Raw genomic sequence first — 25,751 nt, 5'->3', positions numbered from 1 at the left:
TGCAAAAAAGGTTGGTCAGCCCATCAAATGGCGATGCGTTGGTTTTCCTGGTCAAACGCAAAGGCTGCTGCATCCTCAAAATCAAGCTCAATGGCCGCACCAACGGCGGTGCTGTCTTGGCCAAAAAGGCGCACCGTCAGGGTTTCTTGCTGGTCGGTCGTTACCAGCAAGTTTGTGTCGCCTCCCAGCCGCTCAACATGGGTCACAGTGCCTTTGATCCGCCCCCCTTTGACAAGCTTAAGATGCTCTGGGCGAATGCCCAATGTTCCATTCTCGGGCAAGTCCACCGGGGCTTTCTTTAGGAAATTCATGGCGGGTGAACCCAGAAAACCTGCGACAAACTGGTTGGCCGGATTGTTATACAGCTCCATTGGACTGCCAACCTGCTCAACACGCCCGTCCCGCAAAACAACGATTTTATCGGCAAGTGTCATGGCCTCGGTCTGATCGTGGGTCACATAAACCATGGACGCACTAAGCGTGCGGTGCAGCTCCGCGATCTCGATGCGGGTGTTCATTCGCAATGCCGCATCCAAATTGGACAAAGGTTCATCGAACAAGAACAGTTTCGGTTCCCGCACAATGGCGCGCCCGATGGCCACCCGCTGCCGTTGCCCCCCCGATAAATCGGATGGACGACGATCAGCATACGCACCTAGGTCGAGCATCTGAATAGCCTTGTCTACGCGCTCATTAATAACTGTCTTGGGCTGCTTTTCTTGCTTTAGCCCCAGCGCCATATTATCGCGCACGCTGAGATGCGGATAAAGCGCGTAGGATTGGAAAACCATCGCGATGCCGCGTTTGGCAGGCGGAATGTGGTTCACAATATCCCCACCAATATCGACGGTGCCATCGGAGGCATCCTCAAGGCCTGCAATCACCCGCAGCAACGTTGATTTGCCGCAACCAGAGGGCCCAACAAACACAACAAATTCGCCTTCCTCGACGGTTAAGTTGATGTCTTTCAAGACCTCTACGGCCCCAAAGGACTTGGAAATATTGCTCAGCGTTAGGGCCGTCATTTGGCAACTCCTAGGTCTATGGGGCGGCCGGTGCGGATACTTTCATCCGCGGCCAGACAAATCGCCAATGATTGCACAGCATCATCCATGTGCCGGTTCAGGTCTAAATCAGTTAAGATCGCATCGATCATAAACGCTTGTTCTGCATCGCACAGTTCCTGGTGGCCGGGTTCCTGAGGCAGGTCGATCAACGTGTCCCCGCTTGGACGGTGAACCAGCAATCCGCCAACCTTGGTGTGGCCATCGACATCATCAGACGCGCTTTTGTTGCCATCTGTGATCGACACCGATCCACGGGGTGACACGACGTCTTTAACGAAAAACGCAGTTTCGGACATCATTGGGCCCCAGCCCGCTTCGTACCAACCGATTGACCCGTCTTCAAACCAGACCTGCAGTTGGCCATAATTGTACATGTCGGGCGCAATTTCGTCGGACAAACGTAGCCCCATGCCGCTAACACGCACCGCTTTGGCGTCGGTGATTTGGCACATGACATCGACGTAATGCACACCACAATCCACGATGGGCGACGTTGTCTGCATCAATGCTTTATGCGTCTCCCATGTCGGCCCGTCTGATTGCTGGTTTAGGTTCATCCGAAACACATAAGGCCCGCCTAAGTCTCGCGCCTCAGCGATCAGCCGTTGCCAACTTGGGTGGTGGCGCAAGATGTAGCCAATCACCAGCTTTCGCCCCAGCCGCTTTGCTGTTTCAACAACTCGTTGCGCGTCTGCTAATGTTGTCGCCAGCGGCTTTTCGATAAACACATCTGCCCCTGCCTCCATTGCTGCGACGGCGTAATCGGCATGGCTGTCAGAATAGGTCGCGATACAAACCAAATCTGGTTTTTGCGCCAAACCTTCTTCAAAGCTGCGAAAGCGCGGGTAAGCATCAAGCTCCTGAGGCAAGGCAACATCAGAGCGGTTCACCAAACCCACGATCTCGGCTTTGGGGTGTGCGTGATAGGCCAGCGCATGGCTGCGACCCATATTGCCAAGGCCTGCAACAATAACTCTCATTTGACTGCTCCCGATGTGAGGCCACGAATGAGTTGCCGCGAGAAGATGACATAAAGCGCCATGACCGGCAGGATCGCCAAGGACAGAGCTGATAGCACGGCGTTCCAATCTGTTACGAATTGACCGATGAACACCTGACTGCCGAGCGTCAGGGTTTTCACCTCTTCTGCGGGGGCCAAGATGAGCGGGAACCAAAGATCGTTCCAAATCGGGATCATGTTAAACACCGCGACCGTCGCCATGGCAGGCCGCACCAAAGGTAGGACAAGTTGAAAGAAGATGCGGTATTCAGAAAGCCCATCGATCCGGCCCGCGTTTTTTAGGTCATCGCTAACTTGACGCATAAATTCGCTTAGGATGAACACCGCCAATGGAAGGCCCTGCGCCGTGTAAACCAAGATGAGCGCCCATAGCGTGTTCACCAGTCCGGTTTGTACCATCAACTCCAAAATCGCGACCGTGCCGATACGGATCGGGATCATGATGCCCAAGGCCAGATAGAGGCCCATGATTAGGTTGCCTTTGAAACAGTATTCCGCGAGGGCAAACGCCGCCATGGATCCGAACAGCAAGATTAAGAAAAGCGACACAACCGTGACGGTCATGGAGTTCTGAAAATAGAGGAAGAAGTCGCCTTGTTTCAGAACCGTCTCATATCCGATGAGTGAAAAGCTATCGGCATTGGGCAATGACAGTGGTTCGCGAAAAATAGCTTTGCGGGTTTTGAAACTGTTGATCACGATCACAAAAACCGGGAACATTGCAATCAACGTGTAAAGGATCAGCGCGCCATGTGCGGCGGCTGTATTGAGGCGATTTTGACGTGCACCGTTCATGTCATTCTCCTCAAAACTGGTAGCGGCGCATGCGCGTCTGGATACCGAACAGATACAGACACACGCCAATCAGGATGATGGCAAACATGCCCGATGCAATGGCGGACCCCATATGCGGATCGCCCAACTGTAATTGGAAGCCAAAGAAAGTCCGGTACATGAAGGTGCCCAAAATGTCGGTTGAATAGTCGGGCCCTGCCAGCGCGCCTTGGGCGGCATAAATCAAGTCGAACGCGTTGAAATTCGCAACAAACGTCAGGATTGATATGATCCCAATGGAGGGCAAAATTAGGGGTAGTTTGATTTTCCAGAAGGCGGAAAAGCCAGTAATGCCCTCAACCTCAGCGGCCTCAAGAATTTCGTCAGGGATCGACAACAGCGCCGCATAAATCAACATCATTGGAATGCCGACAAACTGCCAAACCGAGACCAGCGATAACGTTGTTAACGCATAGGCCTCTTTGCCCAGCCACGGCGCATAGAGCGATTTGAGACCAACCGCGTCCAGCATGCCCGGCGCGATGCCCCAGATGGGCGACAAAATAAGTTTCCACGCGAACCCAACAATCACAAAGGACAAGATCGTAGGAATGAAAATGGCGGATCGGTAAAACCCAGCAAAGCGCAGTTTCGGCTGGCTTAGGATCGCAGCAAGGGCAATGCCAATGGGGTTTTGCACCAGCATATGGATGACAAAGAACCAGAGGTTATTGCCCAGAGCGTTCCAAAATTGATCTGACCAAACGCTTTGACCAAACAAAGTGTAGAAATTCTGTAGGCCCACATAAACGCGCTCTTGGTCGATTTCAGTGAACAAAGACAAGCGTAGCGTGTTGAACAGCGGGTAGATCATCACGGCGGTATAAACCAACACGGCGGGTGTCAGAAAAACGACGATGTGCCATCTAAATTTGGGTTTTGTATGCTGGTCTGCCATGGGGAAACCTTGCCATTTGAGAAGGCGCAGAGCTGAGGCTCAGCGACATAGGGGCTGCAATGCTGCGGGTTGTGTAGTGGCGCGCGCCGAGAGCACAGGGCTGACGGCGCGCGATGTCGTTAAGAAGCGATTACTGCTGAGGCTCGTACCAGCTGGCCAGACCCGCTTGCAGGCGCTTGCCCGCATCTTCAGGTGTTTCTTCGCCTTTGATCACGGCCACGGACGCGTTCCATGTGTCGTTCTCAAGGTTAGGCGTGCCGCGTGAAAGGATCTGGTAAGTTGACCGGATTGAGCTTTCACATTCACTGCGCCAAGAGATGAACTCCTGTGCCAATGGATCTTCAAGCGTCACAGGGGCAGAAGACAGCGGGAAGAAGCCCGGCAGTGCATTCGCAAAAATCGTAGCGAATTCTGATGATCCAACCCAGTTCAGGAACGTGGTTGCAGCCTCTGGATTTGGTGTCGCCGCATTCATGCCAATACCGATATCAGTGTGATCTGAGATATAGCATGTGTCGCCTGCATTCTGGACTGGCGGATAGAAGGCACCCATCTCGAAGTCAGCAAGACCATTAAAGCCAGAGATTTCCCATGACCCTGTTGGGTAAACCGCAGCGCGCCCCAAGGTGAAGATGTTTTGGCTGTCTGGATAGGTTTGCGCCTCAAATCCGTCACCCAGATATTCGCCCCATTTCGCCAACTGACGATACGGCGCAACCCATTCTTCATCTGTCAATTTCTGGTCACCAGCAAGGAGTGCAAGACGGCCTTCTTCGCCTTTCCAGTAGTTCGGGCCAATGTTGTTGTAGCCCATTGTGGCGGCTTCCCACTGGTCATTGGTGCCCATCGCCATTGGGATATATGTACCGTCTTCTTTGATCTTGTCCAAAGCGGCAAAGAACTCTGCCTCGGTTGTTGGCTCTTCCACACCGACTTCGGCAAACGCGTCTTTATTATAGATAAAGCCGTGGATCACAGAGGCCATTGGGACACAGAATTGAACCGAAGCGTCATCGGTGCTCCAGCCTGATTTTGACACGGGCGAGAACCCTGCCATGCCTTCAATTTTGCTGATGTCAGCCAGATGGCCCGCTTCAAAGAGTGCTAGCGACGCATCAAATGGGCGACATGTGATGATGTCACCGGCGGAACCTGCGTCAAGCTTTGAGTTAAGGACCGCGTTATACTCCGCAGGAGCAGAAGGCGTGAAATTAAGCTTGATACCGGGGTGTTCGGCTTCGAACGCTGGGATGATTTTGTCTTGCCAAATGGCCAGATCGTCATTGCGCCAGCTTTCGATCGTAAGCGTCACGTCTTGGGCTGTCGCTGTTCCCGCGATCATGGTCGTGGCCAGCATGACCCCTGTAAATGTTGATATCTTCATTGTCTTCTCCCTTTTTTATACGTTGATATTTTGGTCTGATTTGATTGTTTGAATGCAGGGGCCAAGATGGCCGTTATGTTCGGCCAAAAGCGCCTGCGCTGCGGGGGCTGAGCTGCCCAGAGCCACAAGGATTGCTGATTTCACATCTCCCTTGGCATGGCTAAGGGCCGCCTCGGCGGTTGTTTCTGAAACTTCAGCAACTTGCGCAACGATACCGACGGCGCGTTTTACAAGCTTTGCGTTGTCCGCGACGACATTTACCATCCGTCCCTGATAGACATGGCCCAGCTTGATCCCCATCAGTGAAGACATCAAGTTCAGCGCAGATTTTTGCGCAGTCCCTGCGCCCAAACGGGTGGATCCGGCAATGACCTCAGGCGGCGTCTCAAGACAGATCGGAACATCCGCCAAATCAAGCAGCGCAGTTCCCGGGTTGTTCGCCAACCCGATGATTGTTGCGCCCTTCTTCTTTGCCGAAGCCGCAAGCTGCAAAGCATAGGGCGTTGTACCGCTGGCGCTTAGCACGATGATCGCATCGCCGGACATTACGGTCCGCGCAACATCTTCGGCCGCAGCAGTATCATCTTCGGTATTGCCGGGCATGCGGCCGTCTGCGGGAACACCCCCTGCCATATGTATTTGTATGAGGCCTGCCGGAATGCCAAACGTGCCAGGCAGCTCGCATGCATCCGCAAGCGCCATCAGGCCCGAACTGCCCGCAGCTCCATATATGATCGAATTGCCGGCGTTGATTGCGGCAGCCATAACATCGGCACCTTGGATAATCGCAGGTGCAGATTTGCGCACAGCCGCCAATGCCACCTGCTGCGCATCCAGCATAAAGCGCGCAGCCTCAAGCGAACGGAGCCCATCAATAGCGATGTCCTTGGGCAGTGTTTCGGTGGTTGGCAGCAGCATTCGAATCTCCCTGCCTAATTTAATACCTTTAAGATACCTTTTGTCTATCATTTTTTGAAAAGCTGTTGTCGTCATACAAAAACAAGGCCAATTCATTCAAAATAGCCTATCTTTTCCACAATAGGTATTATAAAGGTATTGTATGCTTGATTCTGCGCAAACTCTATTTATTGGCGTTGATGGTGGTGGCACGGGGTGCCGGGCCGCTGTTGGGACGTTGTCTGATGGCGTACTTGCACAGGCTGATGGGGGCCGCGCAAATGTTGCCTCAGACACAGAACTAGCGATCGAGAATATTCTGGAGACGGTGTATGCGGCCGCCGAAAAGGCCGGCATTCCAAGGGATACGCTACACAAAGCAAAGGCACATCTAGGTCTTGCTGGGGTTATGACTTCACACGACAGCGCCCGCGTTGCATCGGACATGCCATTTGAAACCACAGTTGTGACCGATGATCGTTCAACCGCGGTTACAGGCGCATTGGGGGGTCAAGACGGGTTTCTTTTGTCGGTAGGCACAGGAACAATTGCAGCGGCAAGTACTGCCGGCACATTTCAATATGTTGGCGGTTGGGGGTTTCATGTTGCGGATCAAGCATCCGGGGCATGGCTGGGTCGCGCAGCGTTAGAACGGGTGTTGTTGTGCAAAGATGGGGTCGTCGAACATACCGATTTGACCCACGAATTATTTGCCAAATTTGACGACGATGCCAATGCAATATCAACCTTCAGTGTCTCGGCAAAACCGGGTGATTACGGCACGTTTGCACCCGACATCGTAACGGGCGCACGCGCAGGCGACCCTTGGGGGGTGTCGATCATGACCCAAGGCGCAGAACATCTTGTCGGAAGCCTCAGAGCGCTAGGGTTTAAGACCGGCGATACCCTCTGTCTGAGCGGCGGTTTGGGACCGCATTACGCGGCCTATCTGCCGCCAGAATCCCTCGGCGCGCGCATAAACTCATGTGGCAATGCATTGGACGGAGCCTTTCAGCTCGCCAAGTCTTTGGGGGCTTTACGATGAACATTGTAGAATTCTTAACGCCAAATAACTGGCTGCAACCCGACGGCGGCCCGCGTTACATGCAACTGCGCCGGCGGCTTAGTGAAGGCGTCGATCAGGGTTTTCTAAAAGCAGGCAGTTCGCTGCCCCCCGAACGGGAAATCGCGACAATCACTGATTTGTCACGCGTCACGGTCCGCAAAGCCATTCAAGCGCTCGCCAAGGATGGCATCATTGTTCAAAAGCAAGGATCTGGTTCGTTTGTGGCATCTGACACCCCGCAGATCGAACAATCATTGTCTCGGCTGACTTCCTTTACCGAAGATATGTCGCGCCGGGGCATGATCTCGTCGAGTGTTTGGCTTGAGCGGGGCGTGTTTATGCCCTCTCCAGACGAAGTGTTGGCCCTCGCCCTCTCGCCTGACGCTTCGGTGTCGCGGATTGCACGCCTCAGAATGGCTGATGACAAACCTTTGGCCATTGAACGCGCTTCATTGTCGACCGAAATGCTGCCAAATCCGCTTTTGGTTGAAACATCGCTGTATGACGTGCTTGAGCAGGCGGGGCTAAGACCCGTACGCGCCTTGCAAAAGATTTCAGCAATTAACCTCGAAGAAGACAACGCTACTCTTTTGAGTGTCGCGCCGGGCATGGCGGGGCTTCGGATCGAACGCACGTCTTACCTGTCTGACGGTCGCGTCGTTGAATTCACACAATCGATCTATCGCGGAGACGCCTACAATTTCGTAGCCGAGCTTCGCCTTGCCAAAGAATAGGACGACCAGATGACAGCCTCTCAAACTCAAATGCGCCGCGAAGTGCTGGAAATTCCTGCGGCCGTGGACCGGTTGCTTGGAAATGGCGGCGATGACATCCGCCGCGCCGCCGATGCGATCCGGGCGCGTGCACCAAATTATATGGTGAGCGTGGCGCGGGGTTCGTCTGATCATGTGGCGACATACCTCAAATACGCCTCTGAACTGCTTATGGGCACTCCGATCGCATCCATCGGGCCATCTATCGCGTCGATTTACAATCGCAAACTAAACCTTGATGGCAGCGTTTGTTTGTCTGTGTCGCAGTCCGGCAAAAGCCCTGACATTGTAGAAATGGCACGGATGGCCCGCGAGGGCGGCGCGCTGTCAATTGCGATGACAAACAATCCAAGCAGCCCTCTGGCGCAGGTTTCTGATTACACACTGGATTTGCATGCCGGCCCCGAACTGAGCGTGGCTGCGACCAAGACATTTGTAAATTCGACCGTCGCAGGGATTTGGCTGTTGGCGGAATGGGGAGAAGATGAAGCGCTGCTCAAGGCGATTAGCGACTTACCAGGCAAGTTGGAAAAAGCCGTCCACACCGATTGGCCAGAAGCACGCGCCGCTTTGGGAGGCCGTAATTCAATATTCTGCCTTGGTCGTGGACCAGCCTATGCAATTTCAAACGAAGCTGCGTTGAAATTCAAGGAGACCTGCCAAATTCACGCTGAATCCTATTCTTCTGCCGAAGTGCTGCACGGGCCTGTTTCTATCGTGGACGGCGGATTTCCAGTAATCGCCCTTGCCGCGAAGGACGCCGCTGAAGAAGCGCTTGCCGGAGTTGCGGATCAATTGGCCGAAAAAGGGGCCACGGTATTTGTAACCAGCGACAAGGCGCAGCAAGCGTCGTCTTTGCAAGTAACGCGGACCGGTCACGCGCTGACCGATCCTATCACTCTGATCGCCAGTTTTTACGCGATGGTGGAACGGATTGCAGCGTCGCGTGGCATAAACCCCGACGCGCCTCGGCACCTCAAGAAAGTGACTGAAACCGTATGACAGAAATGGTCAAAGCCTTTGTCGGAGCGCGGATACATGATGGTCAACAGCTTCATGAAAATCATGCGCTTGTCGTCAATCGGGATGGTAACCTAAGCATCGTTCCACGCGATGAATTGCCGTCAGCTTGCTTGACCGAAGCCTTGCAAGGCGGGCTGATCACACCGGGTTTTGTCGATCTTCAGGTTAATGGCGGCGGTGGGGTTATGTTTAACGATGACCAGTCTGTGGATGCGTTGCGCACGATTGCCCAAGCCCATGCGACCACGGGAACGGTTGCCCTCCTGCCTACCCTAATCACGGACACACCAGAGCGCACACGCTCAGCAATTGATGCCGTAGAACGCGCAATTTCTGAACAGGTGAGCGGCATTGTCGGCATCCACCTAGAAGGCCCCCACCTCTCAGTTGCCCGCAAAGGCGCACATGATCCCAAGCTGGTACGGCCGATGGAGAATACGGACCTTGAAGTGCTGCTGAAAGCGGCGGATCGCCTGCCAAATGTGATGGTTACCGTGGCCCCCGAAAACGTGACGAACGCTCAAATTAGGTCGATGGCTGATGCGGGCATTGCCGTCTCACTTGGACACACTGATGCTGATTTTGACACCTGTATGGCAGCATTCGATGCCGGTGCGCGATGTGTAACACACCTGTTCAACGCCATGAGCCAAATGGGCAATCGAGAGCCGGGATTGGTCGGCGCGACCTTGGCGCGCGAGGATATTTATGCGGGCATGATTGCCGACGGCATTCACGTCCATCCGAACATGATCCGCATTGCTCTGGCGGCAAAGCTTTGCCCCGAAAAGATATTTTTGGTGACCGATGCAATGGCGACGGTTGGTTCAAAGATCGACGGGTTTTCACTAAATGGCCGCGACGTGTTCCGAAAAGATCGCCGCCTTACGCTGGCTGATGGCACACTTGCGGGGGCTGATTTGGAAATGCCGGGCGCATTGTCGGTCATGGTTGGACCCGTCGGCGAGGACATCACCCGGGCAGTTGCGCGCGCGACATCCACACCGGCCCAGCTGCTGCGCGAACCCAACGGTTTAGGAGGGCTGTCAGATACGTCTCCAACGGCAATCTATCTGTACGACGACCTGTCCAATCCGGTCTCGCTTCAGCTCGACGACGTGCGTGATGCGGGAAAAGAGCAGACGGCCTCTTTTGCAAACGCCCGTTAGCAAAAAGGTTGAGCTGTCGGCCTTTGAACAAATGGCCTTTGCTTCGCATCTACACGGTCTTCGACGTCGACATGCTCACCCAAAAAAGGCTGAACAAAATTCCTGAGTACGACACCCAGAAAACCGCGCAAAATCAACCTAACAGTTTATCCAACTACGCCCCGAAACAGCGACCGCTATAGATGCTCCGCTTGCGGCATCCCCAGTACGTGGAACCCGCCGTCAACGCGGATGATCTCTCCAGTTGTGCAGGCCCCGGCGTCAGAGCACAGGTAAACCGCCGTGCCGCCCACCGCTTCCAAAGTCGCATTCGCACGCTGAGGGGCATTCTGATCTGTGTGCTTGTAGGTCTTACGCGCCCCGCCAATTGCCGCACCAGCTAGCGTTTTCATTGGGCCGGGTGAAATCGCATTCACACGGATGCCCTCAGGTCCCAGATCATTTGCCAAGTACCGTGTCGCACTCTCAAGGGCAGCTTTGGCAATGCCCATGACGTTGTAATTAGGAACAACCCGATTGGAGCCTTGATACGTTAGCGTGATCAACGTGCCGCCATTCTCAACCATCATTGGATGCGCACGGCGCGCGACCTCAACGAAGCTATAGGCCGAGATGTCCATCGTTTGCTTGAAATTCGCGCGCGACGTGTTCAAGAAACGCCCGGTAAGTTCGGCCTTGTCGGAAAACGCAATCGCATGGACCACAAAATCGATTGTCGGCCAACGCGCACCCAACTGCTCGAACGCAGCATCAAGCGATGCATCGTCGGTCACGTCCACATCAACCATAAAGTCGCTGCCAATGCTCGCTGCAAGCGGGGCAAGACGACTGCCAAACGCTTCGCCCTGATAGGTAAACGCCAGTTCGGCGCCTGCCCCCGCCATCGCCTTAGCAATGCCCCAAGCGATAGAGCGTTCGTTGGCAACGCCCATGATGAGCCCGCGTTTTCCTTTGAGCATATCCGACATGTCGAGCCCCTTTATGATTTGAATTTCGACAGGATCATTGAGCCGTTGGTGCCACCAAAGCCAAAGGAATTGGTCATCACAGAATCTAGCCCGGCATTGTCTACACGCACGGTCGCGATTTCGGATGCATCCAGCGCCGGATCCAGCGTTTCGACGTTGATCGAGGGAGTGATGAAATCATGCTCTAGCATCAGCAGACAAAAGATCGCTTCCATCGCGCCAGCAGCGCCTTGCCCGTGGCCCGTCATCGATTTGGTCGAACTGACTGGCGGCGTACTGCCCTTGCCAAAGACCCGGCGCACGGCTTCGATTTCGCCGACATCGCCCACCGGGGTCGAAGTCCCGTGCGCATTGATGTAGCTGATTTTGCGCCCTTCTGGCAGCGTAGCCAGCGCCAGTTCCATCGCACGAGCACCACCTTCACCGGACGGAGCGACCATGTCATGGCCATCGGACGTCGCGGCAAAACCTGTCACTTCGGCGTATATTTTCGCGCCACGTGCTACTGCGTGCTCCAATTCTTCGAGCACCACAATCCCGCCGCCACCCGTGATGACGAACCCATCTCGGTTGGCGTCAAACGCCCGGCTCGCCTTGTCGGGGGTGTCGTTAAATTTGCTACTCATCGCGCCCATCGCATCAAAGAGACATGACAGCGTCCAGTCGAGCTCTTCGCCGCCACCTGCGAACATAACATCTTGCTTGCCCAGCATAATTTGCTCTGAGGCGGAACCAATGCAATGCAGCGAAGTCGAGCATGCAGACGTAATAGAATAGTTGATGCCCTTAATCTTATAAGCCGTCGCCAAATTGGCGCTGACAGTCGAGGACATACATTTTGGCACTGCAAAAGGGCCGATCCGCTTTGTCGCACCCGTCTCTCGCACCACGTTATGTGCAGCGAGCATCGCGGAGGTCGACGGCCCACCAGAGCCTGCAATCAGACCAGTACGCGGGTTGCTGATGGTCTCTTCCCCGAGGCCCGCGTCAGCAATCGCTTGCCCCATCGCGATATGGGCATAGGCGGCACCCGGCCCCATGAAACGCAGAGTGCGCTTGTCGATATGCTCGGACGGTTCAATCTTGAGCGTCCCAGCGATGCGGCTGCGAAAGCCATTCTCTTCCATCGCGGGGGAGGCAACAATGCCCGAGGTCCCCGCCTTCAAAGACGCAAGTACCTCATCGGCGTTATTCCCGATGGACGATACGATTCCCAATCCTGTCACGACAACGCGGCGCATGGACAGCTCTCCCTTTAAACTTTCAAAGCGACACTAGGACAGGTCGGAAGGGACGCGCAACCAAGGAACGGTTTTTGAAACGCTGCGGTTGTCGTCGAACGGCATGATGCAAGGCGTAGTTGGCGTCAATCGGTGGTCATTTCTGTGGGGATCAGACCTTGGCGCGAAGTCACGAAATACGGTTCGATTTTCTAATTTCGGCACCAATCTCTTCAATGGTCGCTTCAATGGACTGCGCCAATTGCTCAGTCCCGACCTCGCGCATGCGCAGCGCCACATATTCCAACATTGAATGAAGCGCCTGAAGCTCTTCGGACCGACTGCTGGTTGCTAATTTTTCCAGTACCACTCAGCACTCTCCGCCGATTTTCATTTTCTAAGACCCTTTAAGATTAAATAACCTGCTTTACACTAATCAATCAATTGGTGTGAGATAACCTATGCAAAATTTCGATTACTTCCGCTTGGATGGTCACACCCTGCGCGTGTTCGTTTCAATCTGTGAAACAGGATCTATCAGCCGAACAGCTGTGCTTTTTGGGCTTAACCAATCAACCATCAGCCACACCTTGGACAAGATGCGTGCCGCCGTCGGAGACCCATTATTCGTCAAAGCAGGAAGAGGCATCACCCCCACTGAAAAAACCATCGTCATCATGCCCCGCGTTCAGCAGATCATTGCAGATATCGAAGGGTTGATTGAACCCGAAACATACGACGTCTCTCTTGATTCAAGGCCAATTGTCATCGCAATTTCAACGCCTGCGTTAATCCATGATATGAAACGGCTACATGCCCGTATTGTGAAGGCAGCCCCCGGCGTGATATTTGAAATTCGCCGGCTCGCACCGCGCGACCGCGTCAAAGAGATGTTGATGCATGATGAGGCTGAAATCGCCATCGCTGTCTCAGGGTATGACTACCCCTCTACACTCACCCATTGTCACTACGCCTCTGAAAAGATGATCGTTTTTTACGATGCCGCCTGTCGTGGACCTGTGCGAACGCCCGAAGAATATGCCGATGCCCGACACGCAGTTGTTAACTTTGGTGGCGGAGTAAAAAGCGAAGTTGAGAAATCTTTGGAAGCACTTGGGTTAAAAAGAAAAGTATCGTTGGTAGCACCTACCGCATCGATGCTTGGCGATCTGATCAAAGGAACCGACATCATTGCGACGATGCCGCAAAGACTTGCCGATACAGCTTATTCCAGGCTGTCCCAATGCGCCCGGCCCGTGGCGTTGTCCGATGCCAGCTACGATTTGGTCTGGCATCGTCGATATGAGCATTCAGGTCGGCACATATGGTTGCGCAGGATGGTCATGAATTCTCGCCTGCCCTAATGCAATCTGCTTAAGGACAGGCTGAACCGCCCTCTAGACGGCCGTCTTCAGCTTTCGCTAAGGGCCACTTTCATGTCTTTGACCACGTAGATTACGTCGCCATCCGCCTCAACAACGCCGTCCGCTACACCCATTGTCAGGCGGCGCGTCTGGATTGCTTTGGTGAAATCGATCTTGTAAGTCAGCAACTTACGGTCAGGTCGAACCATACCAGTCAGCTTCACTTCGCCCACGCCCAGCGCATAGCCGCGCCCCTGCCAGCCGCGCCAGCCAAGGTTAAATCCTGTCAGCTGCCACAGGCCATCTAGCCCCAGACACCCTGGCATGATCGGGTTGCCCGGAAAGTGGCAATCGAAAAACCACAGGTCCGGCGTGATGTCGAATTCAGCGCGAATGTGGCCTTTGCCGTGCTCGCCACCATCGGCAGAAACTTCCGTAATGCGGTCCATCATCAGCATCGGTGGCGCAGGCAATTGCGCATTACCGCGGCCAAAAAGCTCTCCGCGGGCGCATTTGAGCAAGCCTTCTTTGTCGAAACTGGTGGGAAATTCGGCCATGGTCTGCGTCTCCTGCTCGGACTTTATTAACACTGGTTATGATCTAGCATCCGTTCTTGCCTACTCGCAAGGGCACCGGTCAGTCTTCGGGGACTTGTCAAATCCGGTATCCCACGCGACAGTCAGCGCATGAAACAGATCGATATTGCCGCCCTAATTGACCTTGACCGTTACCCACTGGACCGGCCTGATAGGCCTGCGTACCGCGATCTTGTTGCGCGCTGCCAAGCAGAGCTTGCGCAGGACGGGCTCTTTAACCTTGAGGGTTTCTTGCGCGAGGATGCCCGCACAGCTTGCGTCGATGCGGTCATGCCTCGTTTTGCCAAGCAGTCCTTTCGCCATGCCCGCCGCCACAACATCTACTTTCGCAAGGACATTCCGGAGCTTCCGGATGACCACCCGGCCCTGCAACAGGTTGAGACAGTGAACCACACCTTATGTGGCGATGTGGTCGAAGATACTGCGGTAACGGAGATTTATGAGTGGCTTCCCTTTGCCGCCTTTCTAGCCGATGTCATGGAAAAACCTGCGCTTTATCCGATGGATGACGCGCTCTCGCGGCTCAATGTCATGGCTTATCGCGCCGGCGAGGCGCTGAACTGGCATTTTGACCGCTCCGAATTCACCACAACGCTACTGTTGCAGGCACCCCAAGAAGGCGGCGGGTTTGAATACGCACGTAACCTACGGCGCGACGATGATCCCAATTACGCTGGTGTCACGGATTTGCTGACCGGCAAGCTGACCCCGACGCAAATGCATGTAACCCCCGGGACCCTCAACGTCTTTCGCGGCAAGAACACTGCCCACCGTGTCACACCTGTGGCCGGCGATATCGAACGCGTGATCACCGTGTTTACTTTTTACGAACACCCTGGCGCGCAATTCTCCGATACCGAAAAGATGGGGTTTTATGGTCGCACTTCTTAAGTGCGATATGGGATTTCAATTGAAAATCCCCCCTCATACCCCCTATATGGAGTGAAACCTGCTTCATGAGGCTTAAGATGATCACGGCCCCGCATCAGATTGGCACCAACTGGCTTGCAACAGCTGGCTTACGCCCCACCCGCCAGCGCGTGACGCTGGCCGCGTTGCTGATTGGCGACGGCCAGCACCGTCATGTCACTGCAGAAAGCCTATTTGAGGCGGCCAAGGGTGAAGGCGAAGCAGTGTCTTTGGCCACTGTTTACAACACGTTACGTGCCTTTTGTGACGCAGGCCTTGTACAAGAAGTGACCGTCGATGGTTCCAAAAGCTACTTCGACACAAACACCCATGACCATCCCCATTTCTTTTGGGAAGATGAAGGCAAGCTGACCGATGCGCCTTCGGAACAACTGGAAATTTCGCGCCTGCCGACAGCCCCCGAAGGGTCCGAGATCGCAAGCGTCGACGTGGTGATCCGCCTGCGACCCAAGCGTTAGGCCCGCGGCTCAGTGCCGCATCCCCTGCTGACCCAACCTGATATCGATGCATTCCCGCGCGGCGGCGTTATCCTGAGCCGTAACGATTGCATGTAAAAAGGAGGGCCATGCCCTCCCTTTCAACGAAACTAGAGTGGTTTGAAACCAATCAGTCGATCTTGACCAATTCGATATCAAACTGCAGATCTTTGCCTGCCAGCGGATGATTGGCGTCCAACGTCACCGTCGCTTCATCAAGTTCAACAATCATCACAGGCATCGCCTGCCCGTCGGGCGTTTGCATTTGCAACTGCGTGCCAACTTCCAGCGGGATATCATCTGGGATACCCTCTCGTGGGACTGCCTGGCGCATCTCAGGGTTCAAAGGGCCGTAGGCATCGGTACAGGCGATCTTGACCACCTTTTTCTCACCGACTGTCATCCCCGGTATGGCCACATCAAGTCCCGGAATAATCTGCCCAGAGCCCACCTCAAAGGACAGCGGTTCGCGCCCTTCTGAGCTGTCGAATGCGGTGCCATCCAATAAAGTGCCAGTGTAATGAATGTGCACGGTGTCGCCGGGTTTGACCTCAGCCATAAGTCGTCTCCAATTTTTGGGAGGATTGAACGGGAGGCCGCGTATCTGCGCAGGTACTCCCCAGTGATGGGCCACCCTGCCAAGACAAGGCCGCGACGTAAACCCCGTTTTCGCCCTTTTCGGCAGCCTATCCACGTGACAGTCTACTCCCAACCAAAAGCTGGAGATCCCATGCCCATTACCACCTGCGTTTTTGACGCGTACGGCACCCTTTTTGACGTAGCCGCCGCTGCACGTCAGGCGGCATCCGAACCCGAATTTGCTGCCATCAAAGAGACGTGGCCACAGATCGCCGAACATTGGCGCCTCAAGCAACTGCAATACAGCTGGCTGCGCGCAGTGACCGATGCACACACTGATTTCTGGCACGTCACGCAAGATGGCCTGGACTGGGCGCTAGAGAAAACCGGCCACGCTGGTGATTTAGCTCTTCGTGAACGTCTTTTGGCGCTGTATTGGGAGCTTCAGGCCTACCCGGAGGTCCCCGAGATGCTGGGTGCTCTAAAACAAGCTGGCCTCAACACAGCGATCTTATCCAACGGGTCGCCAGATATGCTGAGCGGCGCGGTCGACAGTGCACATATCAACGGAATGCTTGATGCCCTTTTGTCTGTTGAAAGCGTCGGCATCTTTAAACCCGATGCGCGGGTCTATGACCTTGTCGGGGCGCAATTCGGCTGTGCAAAAAATGAGGTGTTGTTTGTGTCCTCCAACGGCTGGGATGCCGCAGCCGCGACGGGTTACGGGTTTACCACCGCTTGGGTCAACCGCGGCGGTGATCCAGTTGACCGAATGCCATGGAAACCAGCCCATACTTTAAGTGATTTGACCGACATTCCGGAATTGGCAGGTCTTTGATGGCGCATTTCACAACTTCTGATGGCCTCAAGCTCTATTACGAAGACGAAGGCGCTGGCCTTCCAATCCTTTGCCTCGCAGGCCTAACCCGGACAACGCGCGATTTCGACTACGTCTCACCATATCTTCCAGATCACCGGCTGATCAAACTTGATTACCGAGGCCGCGGTCAGTCCGATTTCGATCCCGAATGGCGGAATTACACCCTGCCGGTGGAATGCCGTGATGTTCTGGAACTGCTCGCGCATCTGGCTCTCGATAAGGTTGCGATCCTTGGCACCTCTCGTGGTGGTATGAACGCGATGGGCTTGGCGATGGGTGCAAAAGACCGCCTTTTGGGTGTCGCGCTCAATGACATAGGGCCCTACATTGATCCAAACGGGTTGAGCTTTATCATGGGATACCTTGGCCGAAATCCCGCAGCTCAGACCCACGCAGAAGCCGCGGCCGCAATGCCCCACGTGTTCTCGGAGTTTGACGATGTGCCCGACAGCCGCTGGCTGGAGGAAGCGCGCAAACATTACACGCAATCCGACGCAGGCCTGCAGATCACCTACGACAAACACCTGCGTGACGCGATTGAGGCGGCTGGTGCACAAGCTGCCCCTGACCTTTGGCCCTTTTTTGACGCAATGGATGGCCTGCCTTTGGCATGCATCCATGGTGCCAATTCAAACCTGCTCAGCGATGAAACTGTCGCCGAAATGCAGAACCGCCGCCCCGACATGATCTATGCGCGCGTTCCGGGCCGGGGCCACATCCCGTTCCTAGATGAGCCCGAGGCCGTTGCGGCGCTGCATAAGTGGACGGAGATGATGGCATGAACATTGATATGATCCGCGCCGCAGATGCCCGCATTGCTGTTGTTGTCCGGCGCACACCGCTCTTGAATTCGCCCTTTCTCGACGAGATCGCTGGCCGCCGGGTTTGGATTAAACCGGAGTGCCTACAGCATACCGGTAGCTTCAAATTTCGTGGTGGGTACTCGGCGGTTTCAGCGCTTGATCAAGACACCCGCGCGCCAGGGGTGATCGCTTTTTCCAGCGGCAATCATGCACAAGGCGTGGCACTTGCGGCCAAAATGCACGGGGTGCCAGCCGTCATTGTGATGCCCTCGGACGCGCCAAAACTCAAGATCGACAACACCCGTGCGCTGGGGGCCGAGGTCGTAACTTACCACCGCGCCACCGAAGACCGCGACAAGATAGGTGCGCAGTTGGCGGCTGAGCGTGGGCTGACGTTGATCAAACCCTACGATGAACCCGAGGTTATCGCGGGCCAAGGCACCACCGGCCTCGAGATCGCCGAGCAAGCCAAGGCGCACGGCATCACCCAAGCCGACGTGATCGTGTGTTGTGGTGGGGGTGGTCTCACATCGGGTATCGCACTCGCTCTCGAAGCAGACGCGCCCGGCCTCAGGGTACGTCCCGCCGAGCCAGAAGGATTTGACGACGTGGCCCGCTCGCTCGCATCGGGCCAGATTGAACACAACGCGCATCAAACAGGTTCAATTTGCGATGCGATTGTTACGCCCCAACCCGGCGACATTACGTTTCCAATCCTCAAGCGCTTGGCCGGGCCCGGTTTTGTGGTCAGCGACGGCGAAGCACTGCAAGCCATGGCACTGGCATTCCAGCGGCTAAAGCTGGTGGCCGAGCCGGGCGGTGCGGTCGCCCTGGCTGCGGCACTTTTTCGCAAAGATGAAATCGAAGGCGACGACGTAATTGCCATCATATCGGGCGGCAACGTGGACGCCGAAATGTTCCGCCGCGCGCTGGAGGGCATCTGAAAATGAGTGCACACATGCAGATGTTCGACACAGGCGACGTGCGCCTGCATTACCGTGTCGACGGTCCCGAAGATGGCCCGCCGGTGGTCTTTGCAAATTCGCTCGGCACTGACATGCGGCTTTGGGATGAGGTGTTGCCATTGCTACCTCCGGGTCTACGCATTGTCCGGTTCGACAAACGCGGCCATGGTCTTTCGACTTGCCCGCCTGCGCCTTACTCCATGGGTGCGCTTATTTCCGATACCGAAGCGCTGCTTGACCATTTGAATGTGCGTGGGTGCGTTTTTGTAGGTCTCTCGATCGGCGGAATGATCGCGCAGGGTTTGGCTGTCAAACGGCTTGATCAAGTTCGTGCATTGGTACTCAGCAACACGGCGGCCAAAATCGGCAACCCCGCCCTGTGGGCCGACCGAATTGCACAGATTGAACACGGCGGCATAGAAAGCCTTGCCGATGCGGTGATGGAGCGCTGGTTCTCAAAACCATTTCGCGACACGCCAGCGCTGGAATTATGGCGCAACATGTTAGTACGCGGCGAGGCCGCAGGGTATTCAGGCTGTTCAGCAGCAATATCAGGCACCGACTTTTACACGCCAACCAGCGGATTGCGCCTACCCTGCCTGGGCATTGCGGGCACTGAAGATGGCGCAACGCCGCCTGATCTGGTGCGCGAAACGGTCGACTTAATACCGGGGGCAAAGTTCCACCTCATTCGCAAGGCCGGCCACCTTCCTTGCGTTGAGCAGCCCCAGGAATTCGCAGACGTCCTCAGCAATTTCTTGCGCGACATCGGTCATGTCTAACTGCCGCAAGGGATACTGACGGACATGCGTCTGCCTGTTGTTTTTATCATGCTCACGGTGATGATCGATGCGATGGGCATCGGCCTGATGGTACCGGTGATGCCCGATCTTATCCAAGATGTTGGCGGCGGATCCTTAAGTCGCGCCGCACTTTGGGGCGGTATCCTGACAACCACGTTTGCCGTTTTCCAATTCCTGTTTGGCCCCGCCATGGGCGGGTTATCAGACCGGTATGGCCGCCGGCCTGTCTTGCTGATCTCGCTTGTGGTGATGGCGGCAGACTACGTTGTGATGGCCGTCGCAGGCAGCTTGTGGGTGCTTGTCGTGGGGCGGATGGTGGCAGGCATCACAGCCGCCACTCAATCAACAGCTTCTGCTTACATGGCCGATATCTCTGCCCCTAAGGATCGCGCTGCGAATTTCGGATTGATCGGCGCTGGCTTTGGCGTGGGCTTTATTCTTGGCCCGCTGCTGGGCGGGGTCTTGGGCGAATACGGCCCCCGCGCGCCATTCTGGATGGCCGCAGCCCTTGCCGCTGCAAATGCCGCATTTGGCGCGATTGTGCTAAAAGAAACCGTCACCGATGCAACACGCCGTCCCTTTGATTGGCGGCGCGCAAACCCATTGGGAGCGTTGCGCAGCCTCGGCGCACTTCCCGGCGTCAGGACGTTGTTGTTGGTCTATTTCCTCTACCACGTAGCTTTCTCGGTATACCCCGCCGTCTGGTCGTATTTTGGGCAGGCCCGCTTTGATTGGAGCCCATCAATGATAGGCTTATCGCTTGCTCTGTTCGGGGTGGCGATGGCGCTGATCCAAGGCGGCGGCATGCGTCCTATCCTGCGGGTATTGGGGGAACGCGGCACGGTGACCGCCGGTTTAGTGTGCAGCATCAGCAGCTATGTTTTGATCGGTTTGATCACGAGCGGCACAATTGTTTTGATCCTCACACCGGTCGCGGCCCTTGGCGGGATCATTCCCCCCGCTTTGCAAGGGATGATGTCGCGCCGCGTGCCCGACAACAGTCAGGGCGAACTGCAAGGCGCGCTCACCTCTGCCTCAGCACTTGCAATGATGTTTGCACCGATGGCAATGACCTACACATTTGCACGCTTTACCGATGAAAACGCCCCCATCTGGGCACCCGGCGCGCCGTTCCTATTGGCCGCGGCACTCAGCATCTTGGCGCTATTTGTGGTGCTGTCGATACCCCGCCAAGCGGACTAGTCGGTATCTTTCTTTTCTAGGTCGCGGAAGGCACTTGCACGTGGGATCGGAATCGCGCGACCTTGGCAAAAGAACGCCATCAAAGGACCCTGCCCTTGCCCCTGATAAAAGCCGCTGTCTGCCATGAATTTGGTGCGCCCCTCGTCGTAGAAGAGATTGAACTCCGAGCGCCCAAGGGCGCTGAAATTGAAGTCACGCTGGATGCCGTGGCGATCTGCCATTCGGATATCTCTTTTGCCTCTGGGGCATGGGGTGGGTCACTTCCCGCGGTCTATGGCCACGAGGCCGCTGGCCGGATCAGTGCCCTTGGGGATGCGGTTCACGGCCTTGCCCTTGGCGATAGCGTCGTGGTGACTTTGATCCGTGCCTGTGGGTCTTGCCCTACTTGCGCATCTGGTCAGCCAACAGCCTGCGAGACCCCCTATGACGGTGATCATGGACCGATAAAAACCAAAGACGGCAGCAAACTACACCAAGCGATGGCCTGCGGAGCGTTTGCTGAAAAAGTCGTGGTGGCGCAAAATCAAGTCGTCAAGATCAGCGCGGACATTCCCAAAGATGCCGCCAGCCTAATCGCCTGCGGCGTGATTACAGGCGTTGGGGCAGTCGTGAATGCAGCCAAGTTGCGCGCGGGCCAAGACGTGGTGGTCATCGGTGCCGGCGGTGTGGGTCTAAACGCCATCCAAGGCGCGCGGATCGCAGGTGCACGCCGGATCGTAGCGGTGGACATGAGCGAAGATAAATTAACTGTGGCGCGCGAATTCGGAGCCACCGACGGCGTGCTGGCAACAGGCGAGAAGCCTTGGCGCGCAGCCATCAAAGCCCTGGGGCGCGGCGCGGATGCCGTGATCGTCACCGTGGGCGCGATCCCCGCCTATGACAGCGCCCCAAAATACCTCGCCGCCGGTGGCAAGGTCATCATGGTTGGCATGCCGCATTCCGGTGCCATGTCGACCTATGAGCCAGTGATGTTGGCTGCAACCGGCCAAGGTATGATCGGCTCCAAAATGGGCGATGTGGTGATCCAGCGCGACATCCCTTGGATGGTAGATCTCTATGACCAAGGCCGATTGAAATTGGATGAGTTGATATCGGGGCGGTGGCGTTTGGATCAGATCAACGAAGCCATTGAGGATACCAAATCAGGGGCGGCCCGGCGTAATGTGATCATGTTTGATCAATGACATCACCGGAACCAAACCATATTCGACCCAACTGAACGATGAGAGCATGCCATGAAACTGCAAGATCTCGATATCATCATAACAGCGCCGCCAGCACCCGGTTGGGGTGGCCAGTATTGGATCTTGGTCAAGGTCACGACTGACAATGGCATCGTTGGGTGGGGCGAATGCTATGCATCCTCCATTGGCCCGGAAGCAATGCGCGCGGTGATCCAAGACGTCTTTGCGCGGCACATGGCTGGCGAGAACCCCGAGAACATAGAGCTGATGTTCCGGCGCGTTTACTCAAGCGGCTTTACGCAGCGGCCCGATCTGAGCGTTATGGGCGCGTTTTCAGGGCTTGAAATCGCCTGTTGGGATATCCTTGGCAAGGCACGCGAGCGGCCGGTTTATGCGCTGCTGGGTGGGCGGATGAACGAACGCGTTCGGGCCTATACCTATCTTTATCCACTGCCGCACCACGATATCGATGCGTTCTGGACCTCGCCTGAAATGGCCGCTGAGTCCGCATTGGATTGTGTAGCGCGCGGGTTTACAGCCGTTAAATTTGACCCCGCAGGCCCCTACACTCTGCGCGGAGGGCACATGCCCGCCATGCAAGACATCACGATGTCAGTTGCGTTCTGCAAAGCAATTCGTGAGGCCGTTGGCGACAAGGCTGATCTGTTGTTTGGCACCCATGGACAGTTCACCACCGCTGGTGCCATTCGATTGGGCCAAGCGATTGAACCCTATAGCCCGCTGTGGTTCGAAGAACCGATCCCGCCCGACAATGTCGAAGAAATGGCCAAAGTTGCGCGCGCGGTCCGCATCCCTGTGGCAACAGGCGAACGGTTGACCACAAAAGCAGAATTTGCACCTGTCTTGCGCTCGGGTGCGGCCACGATCTTGCAGCCTGCGTTGGGTCGTGCAGGTGGCATCTGGGAAATGAAGAAGGTCGCCGCGATGGCGGAAGTTTATAATGCGCAGATGGCGCCGCATCTTTATGCGGGTCCGGTGGAATGGGCCGCAAACATCCACCTCGCCGTTTCCATCCCTAACATCTTGATGTGCGAAACGATTGAAACACCGTTCCATGGTGCGCTCATCAAGGGGAGTTTGAAGACCGAAGGCGGGTATATTGCGGCTCCTACCGCGCCGGGGCTTGGCATCGATGTGGATGAAGATTTGGCGCGCGCGCACCCCTATAAGGGCGACGGGCTGCACCTTCAGATGCAAGAATCACCGTGCGACTACGTGAACGGCAACAGCTTTGCCGGGGGCGCGCCGGTCAAGAAAAACTAGAGTGGTTTGACCAAGCGCGTGATGCGCTCTGCTCGGTCGCCAACCACCGTGTCGCGGCCCAAACCGGTATCAGCAAAGCCTTCGCGGTCCCAAAATGCACGGCCACGAGGGTTGCCGGCCAAAACCGCAAGGTAAAGGTTTGGAGCGCCCATCGAGCGGGCGCGGGTTTCAACTTCGTTCAACATCACCCGCCCATGGCCAACCCCCTGCGCCCACGGGCCGAGCATCAGCAGACCAAGATATGCGTCCCCCACTTCAGGAAAGCCAAAAGAGAGCTCGGCAAGGCCGGACAGCCGCCCTTCGAGGAACAGGCCCAAATGATGCGATTCAGCAGGATCGCAATTGGGTGGCGTGTCCGTGAAAAACTCGGCCGCCTTTTGTGGGCCGGGCGGCACCCCATCAGCCAGAACCCAATAGTCAGGCGCATCCGCATAAAACGCAGCCACCGCGGCAAGGTCGTCGATGGGGTCAACGATACGGATCACGGCCAGCCCTTTCTAGGTGCGCGATTTCTCAAAAGCAGCCCAGATACCCTCGAATTGCGCAAAGTCGATCTGCTGGCCTTTGACTGCATCCAGCACGATATTCTCTGACGCAAAAAGCTGCGCGACCGCGGTCTCAAGTCCAGCCACCACATCGTCAGGGATTACCACCGCACCATGCCGATCTGCATGCACCAGCGCGTCGGGAGCCACGGTCATTCCATGCACCTGAACCGGTTGATCAAAGTCAATAACGTGCACAAATCCGTGGCTTGGCCCGATGGATCCGGCAACCACAGGAAACCCGTCCGGCAAATCGCCCAGATCGCGCATGACCCCGTCCGTCAACGCCCCTGAGAGGCCAAATGCCTTGTGTATATTGGTGTTCACCTCACCCCAGTAAGCACCGATGGCATTTGGCACATCGAGGTCCTGCACCACCGCGATGCCGGGGCGCGGGCCGCTTGCCATGTATTCGTAATACCCCATCCGGCGCGCGCGGATCACGTCAGACGCTTCACCGGGCGGAGTAACAGCGCGGATGCGAGCAGTGCGCGCATACCCCACCATTGCCTCGCCCGGAGCAGAGGCCAGCATGGTACCGCGGGTAAATGCGTCAAACCCGCGCTTACCTTGTGCCACTTCAATGGCGTTGCAGACCGTGGGGGTGTCCACTTTTTTGAGCAGTGCGAGAAGGCTGTCGTTCATGCCCGATCTCGCGCAATGGCGGCCCCTTCGGACAGCGCGCTCAGCTTAGCATAGGCGATCTGTGGGTCAACGGCACCGTAGCCTGCAAATGTGCCAAAGCCGCAATCACTGCCGGCAATGACCCGGTCTTGGCCTACGATCTCGGTAAACCGCTCAATCCTTTGGGCGACAACTTCCGAGTGCTCCACAAAGTTGGTGGTGGTATCGACAACACCGGGCACCAGCACCTTACCGTCAGGGATGTCCGCTTTGCGATCCCGAAACACCGTCCATTCATGGGCGTGGCGCGGGTTCGACGTTTCGAACAACACATAGCGTGCCTTGGCCGACATCAGCGTATCAAACACCTTTTCCATGCCAATGTCGCAAACATGAGGACCTTCATAATTGCCCCAACAGATGTGGATGCGCACGCGGTCTTCAGGGACATTTTGCAACGCATGGTTCAACGCTTCGACATGGCTTGCCGCTATCTTCAAGAATTCCTTATCGCTCAGATCATTGAAAAGCATATGCCGCGACAACGCCAAATCCGGGCAATCCAGCTGTAGATCAAGACCGGCGGCGACAATGAATTCGTATTCCTCACGCATCGCATCGGCCAGCGCCGCAAGGTAGGCGTCGCGTGTCTTGTAGTGCTCATTCTGCAAAAACAGTGAAATCACTCCTGGAGAAGCGGCGTTCATAAACCCACGCTCGGCTCCGTGGGTTTTGATCGCAGCTTGCAGGTTGCCGATGTCCTTTTGCAATTCGCCCTGCCCCTTGGATTTAACCGCGCCGGTGCACATAGGCCGCGCGTATTGCGGTGTGCCACCCTCCTCAGCGAGACGCTTTAGAAAGCTTGGGAATTGCTTGAGGTCGCCGGGTGCATTGCGTGGTCCATCGCCAGAAAACCCCGTGTACCGGTCTTTGACATACGTGGCATAGCTGATCTTGGAGGTTTCACCGTCGCTGACAATATCAATGCCAGCGGCAACTTGCTTGGCCACCGTGCTCGACACTGCAGCCGTCATGCAATTGTCAAAGGCGTCCAGGTCGTATTTCTCACCCTTTTCGCGTGCAAAGATGAAATCAACCACGTCCTGAGTGCGCGGCAATGATCCTACATGGGTTGTCTTCGTCATCGATTAAGTCCTTCAATTCTTGTTGGTCTGTGCGCGGCAAGCGGTGAACG

28 protein-coding genes are annotated in these 25,751 nt (G+C 55.8%); 14 read left to right on the top strand and 14 right to left on the bottom strand.

Annotated elements, in window-relative coordinates; all coding sequences use genetic code 11:
• Positions 1–23: 23 nt before the first annotated feature.
• The 6 genes from C1J03_RS05090 to C1J03_RS05065 all read right to left on the bottom strand — a co-directional run bounded on the left by C1J03_RS05090 (position 24) and on the right by C1J03_RS05065 (position 6,122).
• Positions 24–1,025, bottom strand: coding sequence for an ABC transporter ATP-binding protein (locus C1J03_RS05090; protein WP_114884329.1), 1,002 nt, complete (start codon positions 1,023–1,025; stop codon positions 24–26).
• Positions 1,022–2,047 carry a Gfo/Idh/MocA family protein gene (locus tag C1J03_RS05085; RefSeq protein ID WP_114884327.1) on the bottom strand — a complete coding sequence of 342 codons (1,026 nt, stop codon included), beginning with the start codon at positions 2,045–2,047 and terminating at the stop codon, positions 1,022–1,024. The genes C1J03_RS05090 and C1J03_RS05085 overlap by 4 nt, the downstream gene beginning before the upstream one ends.
• Positions 2,044–2,883 (bottom strand): carbohydrate ABC transporter permease, encoded by an 840-nt coding sequence (locus C1J03_RS05080; RefSeq protein WP_114884325.1) that lies wholly within the window; start codon positions 2,881–2,883, stop codon positions 2,044–2,046. The genes C1J03_RS05085 and C1J03_RS05080 overlap by 4 nt, the downstream gene beginning before the upstream one ends.
• Before the next feature lie 10 nt (positions 2,884–2,893).
• Entirely contained in the window at positions 2,894–3,820 is a 927-nt protein-coding gene (locus C1J03_RS05075) for a carbohydrate ABC transporter permease (protein WP_114884322.1), read from the bottom strand.
• Between the two features lie 130 nt (positions 3,821–3,950).
• The gene (locus tag C1J03_RS05070; protein ID WP_114884320.1) at positions 3,951–5,204 is read right to left on the bottom strand and encodes an ABC transporter substrate-binding protein; all 1,254 of its coding nucleotides are present in this window, start codon (positions 5,202–5,204) and stop codon (positions 3,951–3,953) included.
• A 15-nt stretch (positions 5,205–5,219) separates the two neighbouring features.
• Entirely contained in the window at positions 5,220–6,122 is a 903-nt protein-coding gene (locus tag C1J03_RS05065; protein ID WP_114884318.1) for an N-acetylmuramic acid 6-phosphate etherase, read from the bottom strand.
• 142 nt (positions 6,123–6,264) lie between these two features.
• Here C1J03_RS05065 and C1J03_RS05060 point away from each other — a divergent pair, with 142 nt between their 5' ends.
• The 4 genes from C1J03_RS05060 to nagA are packed head-to-tail and all read left to right on the top strand — an operon-like array spanning position 6,265 to position 10,132.
• Positions 6,265–7,146, top strand: coding sequence for a BadF/BadG/BcrA/BcrD ATPase family protein (locus C1J03_RS05060; protein WP_114884316.1), 882 nt, complete (start codon positions 6,265–6,267; stop codon positions 7,144–7,146).
• Positions 7,143–7,901 carry a GntR family transcriptional regulator gene (locus tag C1J03_RS05055; protein WP_114884314.1) on the top strand — a complete coding sequence of 253 codons (759 nt, stop codon included), beginning with the start codon at positions 7,143–7,145 and terminating at the stop codon, positions 7,899–7,901. The genes C1J03_RS05060 and C1J03_RS05055 overlap by 4 nt, the downstream gene beginning before the upstream one ends.
• 9 nt (positions 7,902–7,910) lie before the next feature.
• Positions 7,911–8,942 carry an SIS domain-containing protein gene (locus C1J03_RS05050; protein ID WP_114884312.1) on the top strand — a complete coding sequence of 344 codons (1,032 nt, stop codon included), beginning with the start codon at positions 7,911–7,913 and terminating at the stop codon, positions 8,940–8,942.
• Positions 8,939–10,132 (top strand): N-acetylglucosamine-6-phosphate deacetylase, encoded by a 1,194-nt coding sequence (nagA, locus tag C1J03_RS05045; RefSeq protein ID WP_114884310.1) that lies wholly within the window; start codon positions 8,939–8,941, stop codon positions 10,130–10,132. Before C1J03_RS05050 ends, nagA begins: the two co-directional genes overlap by 4 nt.
• 176 nt (positions 10,133–10,308) lie before the next feature.
• Here nagA and C1J03_RS05040 read toward each other — a convergent pair whose 3' ends face one another.
• The 3 genes from C1J03_RS05040 to C1J03_RS25235 form a co-directional block, all read right to left on the bottom strand.
• The gene (locus tag C1J03_RS05040) at positions 10,309–11,100 is read right to left on the bottom strand and encodes an enoyl-ACP reductase FabI (protein WP_114884308.1); all 792 of its coding nucleotides are present in this window, start codon (positions 11,098–11,100) and stop codon (positions 10,309–10,311) included.
• An 11-nt stretch (positions 11,101–11,111) separates the two neighbouring features.
• Positions 11,112–12,341, bottom strand: coding sequence for a beta-ketoacyl-ACP synthase I (gene fabB / locus C1J03_RS05035; RefSeq protein WP_114884306.1), 1,230 nt, complete (start codon positions 12,339–12,341; stop codon positions 11,112–11,114).
• A gap of 169 nt (positions 12,342–12,510) precedes the next feature.
• Positions 12,511–12,690: a hypothetical protein gene (locus C1J03_RS25235; protein ID WP_162798446.1), complete on the bottom strand. Its 180-nt coding sequence runs from the start codon at positions 12,688–12,690 to the stop codon at positions 12,511–12,513.
• 91 nt (positions 12,691–12,781) lie between these two features.
• Here C1J03_RS25235 and C1J03_RS05030 point away from each other — a divergent pair, with 91 nt between their 5' ends.
• On the top strand, positions 12,782–13,684 hold the full coding sequence (locus C1J03_RS05030) for a LysR family transcriptional regulator (protein WP_114884304.1): 903 nt from the start codon (positions 12,782–12,784) through the stop codon (positions 13,682–13,684).
• 47 nt (positions 13,685–13,731) lie between these two features.
• Here the strand turns inward: C1J03_RS05030 and fabA are convergent, their stop codons facing one another.
• Positions 13,732–14,241: a bifunctional 3-hydroxydecanoyl-ACP dehydratase/trans-2-decenoyl-ACP isomerase gene (gene fabA / locus C1J03_RS05025; protein ID WP_114884302.1), complete on the bottom strand. Its 510-nt coding sequence runs from the start codon at positions 14,239–14,241 to the stop codon at positions 13,732–13,734.
• A gap of 129 nt (positions 14,242–14,370) precedes the next feature.
• Between fabA and C1J03_RS05020 the strand changes: the two genes are divergently transcribed.
• Together C1J03_RS05020 and irrA are read left to right on the top strand one after the other, a co-directional pair.
• Complete coding sequence (locus tag C1J03_RS05020) at positions 14,371–15,171, top strand: HalD/BesD family halogenase (protein ID WP_254694178.1); 801 nt, start codon at positions 14,371–14,373, stop codon at positions 15,169–15,171.
• 77 nt (positions 15,172–15,248) lie between these two features.
• Positions 15,249–15,668 carry an iron response transcriptional regulator IrrA gene (gene irrA / locus C1J03_RS05015; protein WP_114884300.1) on the top strand — a complete coding sequence of 140 codons (420 nt, stop codon included), beginning with the start codon at positions 15,249–15,251 and terminating at the stop codon, positions 15,666–15,668.
• Between the two features lie 148 nt (positions 15,669–15,816).
• Here the strand turns inward: irrA and C1J03_RS05010 are convergent, their stop codons facing one another.
• Entirely contained in the window at positions 15,817–16,245 is a 429-nt protein-coding gene (locus C1J03_RS05010) for an FKBP-type peptidyl-prolyl cis-trans isomerase (protein ID WP_114884298.1), read from the bottom strand.
• 171 nt (positions 16,246–16,416) lie between these two features.
• Between C1J03_RS05010 and C1J03_RS05005 the strand changes: the two genes are divergently transcribed.
• The 7 genes from C1J03_RS05005 to C1J03_RS04975 all read left to right on the top strand — a co-directional run bounded on the left by C1J03_RS05005 (position 16,417) and on the right by C1J03_RS04975 (position 23,387).
• Positions 16,417–17,103 carry a haloacid dehalogenase type II gene (locus C1J03_RS05005; RefSeq protein WP_114884296.1) on the top strand — a complete coding sequence of 229 codons (687 nt, stop codon included), beginning with the start codon at positions 16,417–16,419 and terminating at the stop codon, positions 17,101–17,103.
• Positions 17,103–17,927, top strand: coding sequence for an alpha/beta fold hydrolase (locus C1J03_RS05000; RefSeq protein ID WP_114884294.1), 825 nt, complete (start codon positions 17,103–17,105; stop codon positions 17,925–17,927). The genes C1J03_RS05005 and C1J03_RS05000 overlap by 1 nt, the downstream gene beginning before the upstream one ends.
• Positions 17,924–18,892, top strand: a complete 969-nt coding sequence (locus C1J03_RS04995; protein WP_114884292.1) for a threonine ammonia-lyase — start codon at positions 17,924–17,926, stop codon at positions 18,890–18,892. The genes C1J03_RS05000 and C1J03_RS04995 overlap by 4 nt, the downstream gene beginning before the upstream one ends.
• Before the next feature lie 14 nt (positions 18,893–18,906).
• A complete protein-coding gene (gene pcaD, locus C1J03_RS04990) occupies positions 18,907–19,695 on the top strand; it encodes a 3-oxoadipate enol-lactonase (RefSeq protein WP_114884290.1) in 789 nt (262 codons plus the stop codon).
• Between the two features lie 24 nt (positions 19,696–19,719).
• The gene (locus C1J03_RS04985; protein ID WP_114884288.1) at positions 19,720–20,919 is read left to right on the top strand and encodes a TCR/Tet family MFS transporter; all 1,200 of its coding nucleotides are present in this window, start codon (positions 19,720–19,722) and stop codon (positions 20,917–20,919) included.
• A gap of 95 nt (positions 20,920–21,014) precedes the next feature.
• Positions 21,015–22,103, top strand: coding sequence for a zinc-binding dehydrogenase (locus tag C1J03_RS04980; protein WP_114884286.1), 1,089 nt, complete (start codon positions 21,015–21,017; stop codon positions 22,101–22,103).
• A gap of 51 nt (positions 22,104–22,154) precedes the next feature.
• The gene (locus C1J03_RS04975) at positions 22,155–23,387 is read left to right on the top strand and encodes a mandelate racemase/muconate lactonizing enzyme family protein (protein ID WP_114884283.1); all 1,233 of its coding nucleotides are present in this window, start codon (positions 22,155–22,157) and stop codon (positions 23,385–23,387) included.
• Here C1J03_RS04975 and C1J03_RS04970 read toward each other — a convergent pair.
• The 3 genes from C1J03_RS04970 to C1J03_RS04960 are packed head-to-tail and all read right to left on the bottom strand — an operon-like array spanning position 23,384 to position 25,701.
• A complete protein-coding gene (locus C1J03_RS04970) occupies positions 23,384–23,872 on the bottom strand; it encodes a GNAT family N-acetyltransferase (RefSeq protein WP_114884281.1) in 489 nt (162 codons plus the stop codon). The two genes, C1J03_RS04975 and C1J03_RS04970, sit on opposite strands and share 4 nt — an antisense overlap.
• A 12-nt stretch (positions 23,873–23,884) precedes the next feature.
• Positions 23,885–24,577 carry an RraA family protein gene (locus C1J03_RS04965; RefSeq protein WP_114884279.1) on the bottom strand — a complete coding sequence of 231 codons (693 nt, stop codon included), beginning with the start codon at positions 24,575–24,577 and terminating at the stop codon, positions 23,885–23,887.
• Positions 24,574–25,701, bottom strand: coding sequence for a cobalamin-independent methionine synthase II family protein (locus C1J03_RS04960; RefSeq protein ID WP_114884277.1), 1,128 nt, complete (start codon positions 25,699–25,701; stop codon positions 24,574–24,576). The genes C1J03_RS04965 and C1J03_RS04960 overlap by 4 nt, the downstream gene beginning before the upstream one ends.
• Between the last annotated feature and the right edge of the window lie 50 nt (positions 25,702–25,751).

Source organism: Sulfitobacter sp. SK012, from assembly GCF_003352085.1.
Taxonomy (GTDB): Bacteria; Pseudomonadota; Alphaproteobacteria; order Rhodobacterales; family Rhodobacteraceae; genus Sulfitobacter.
This window is presented reverse-complemented; position numbering and strand designations above follow the sequence as displayed.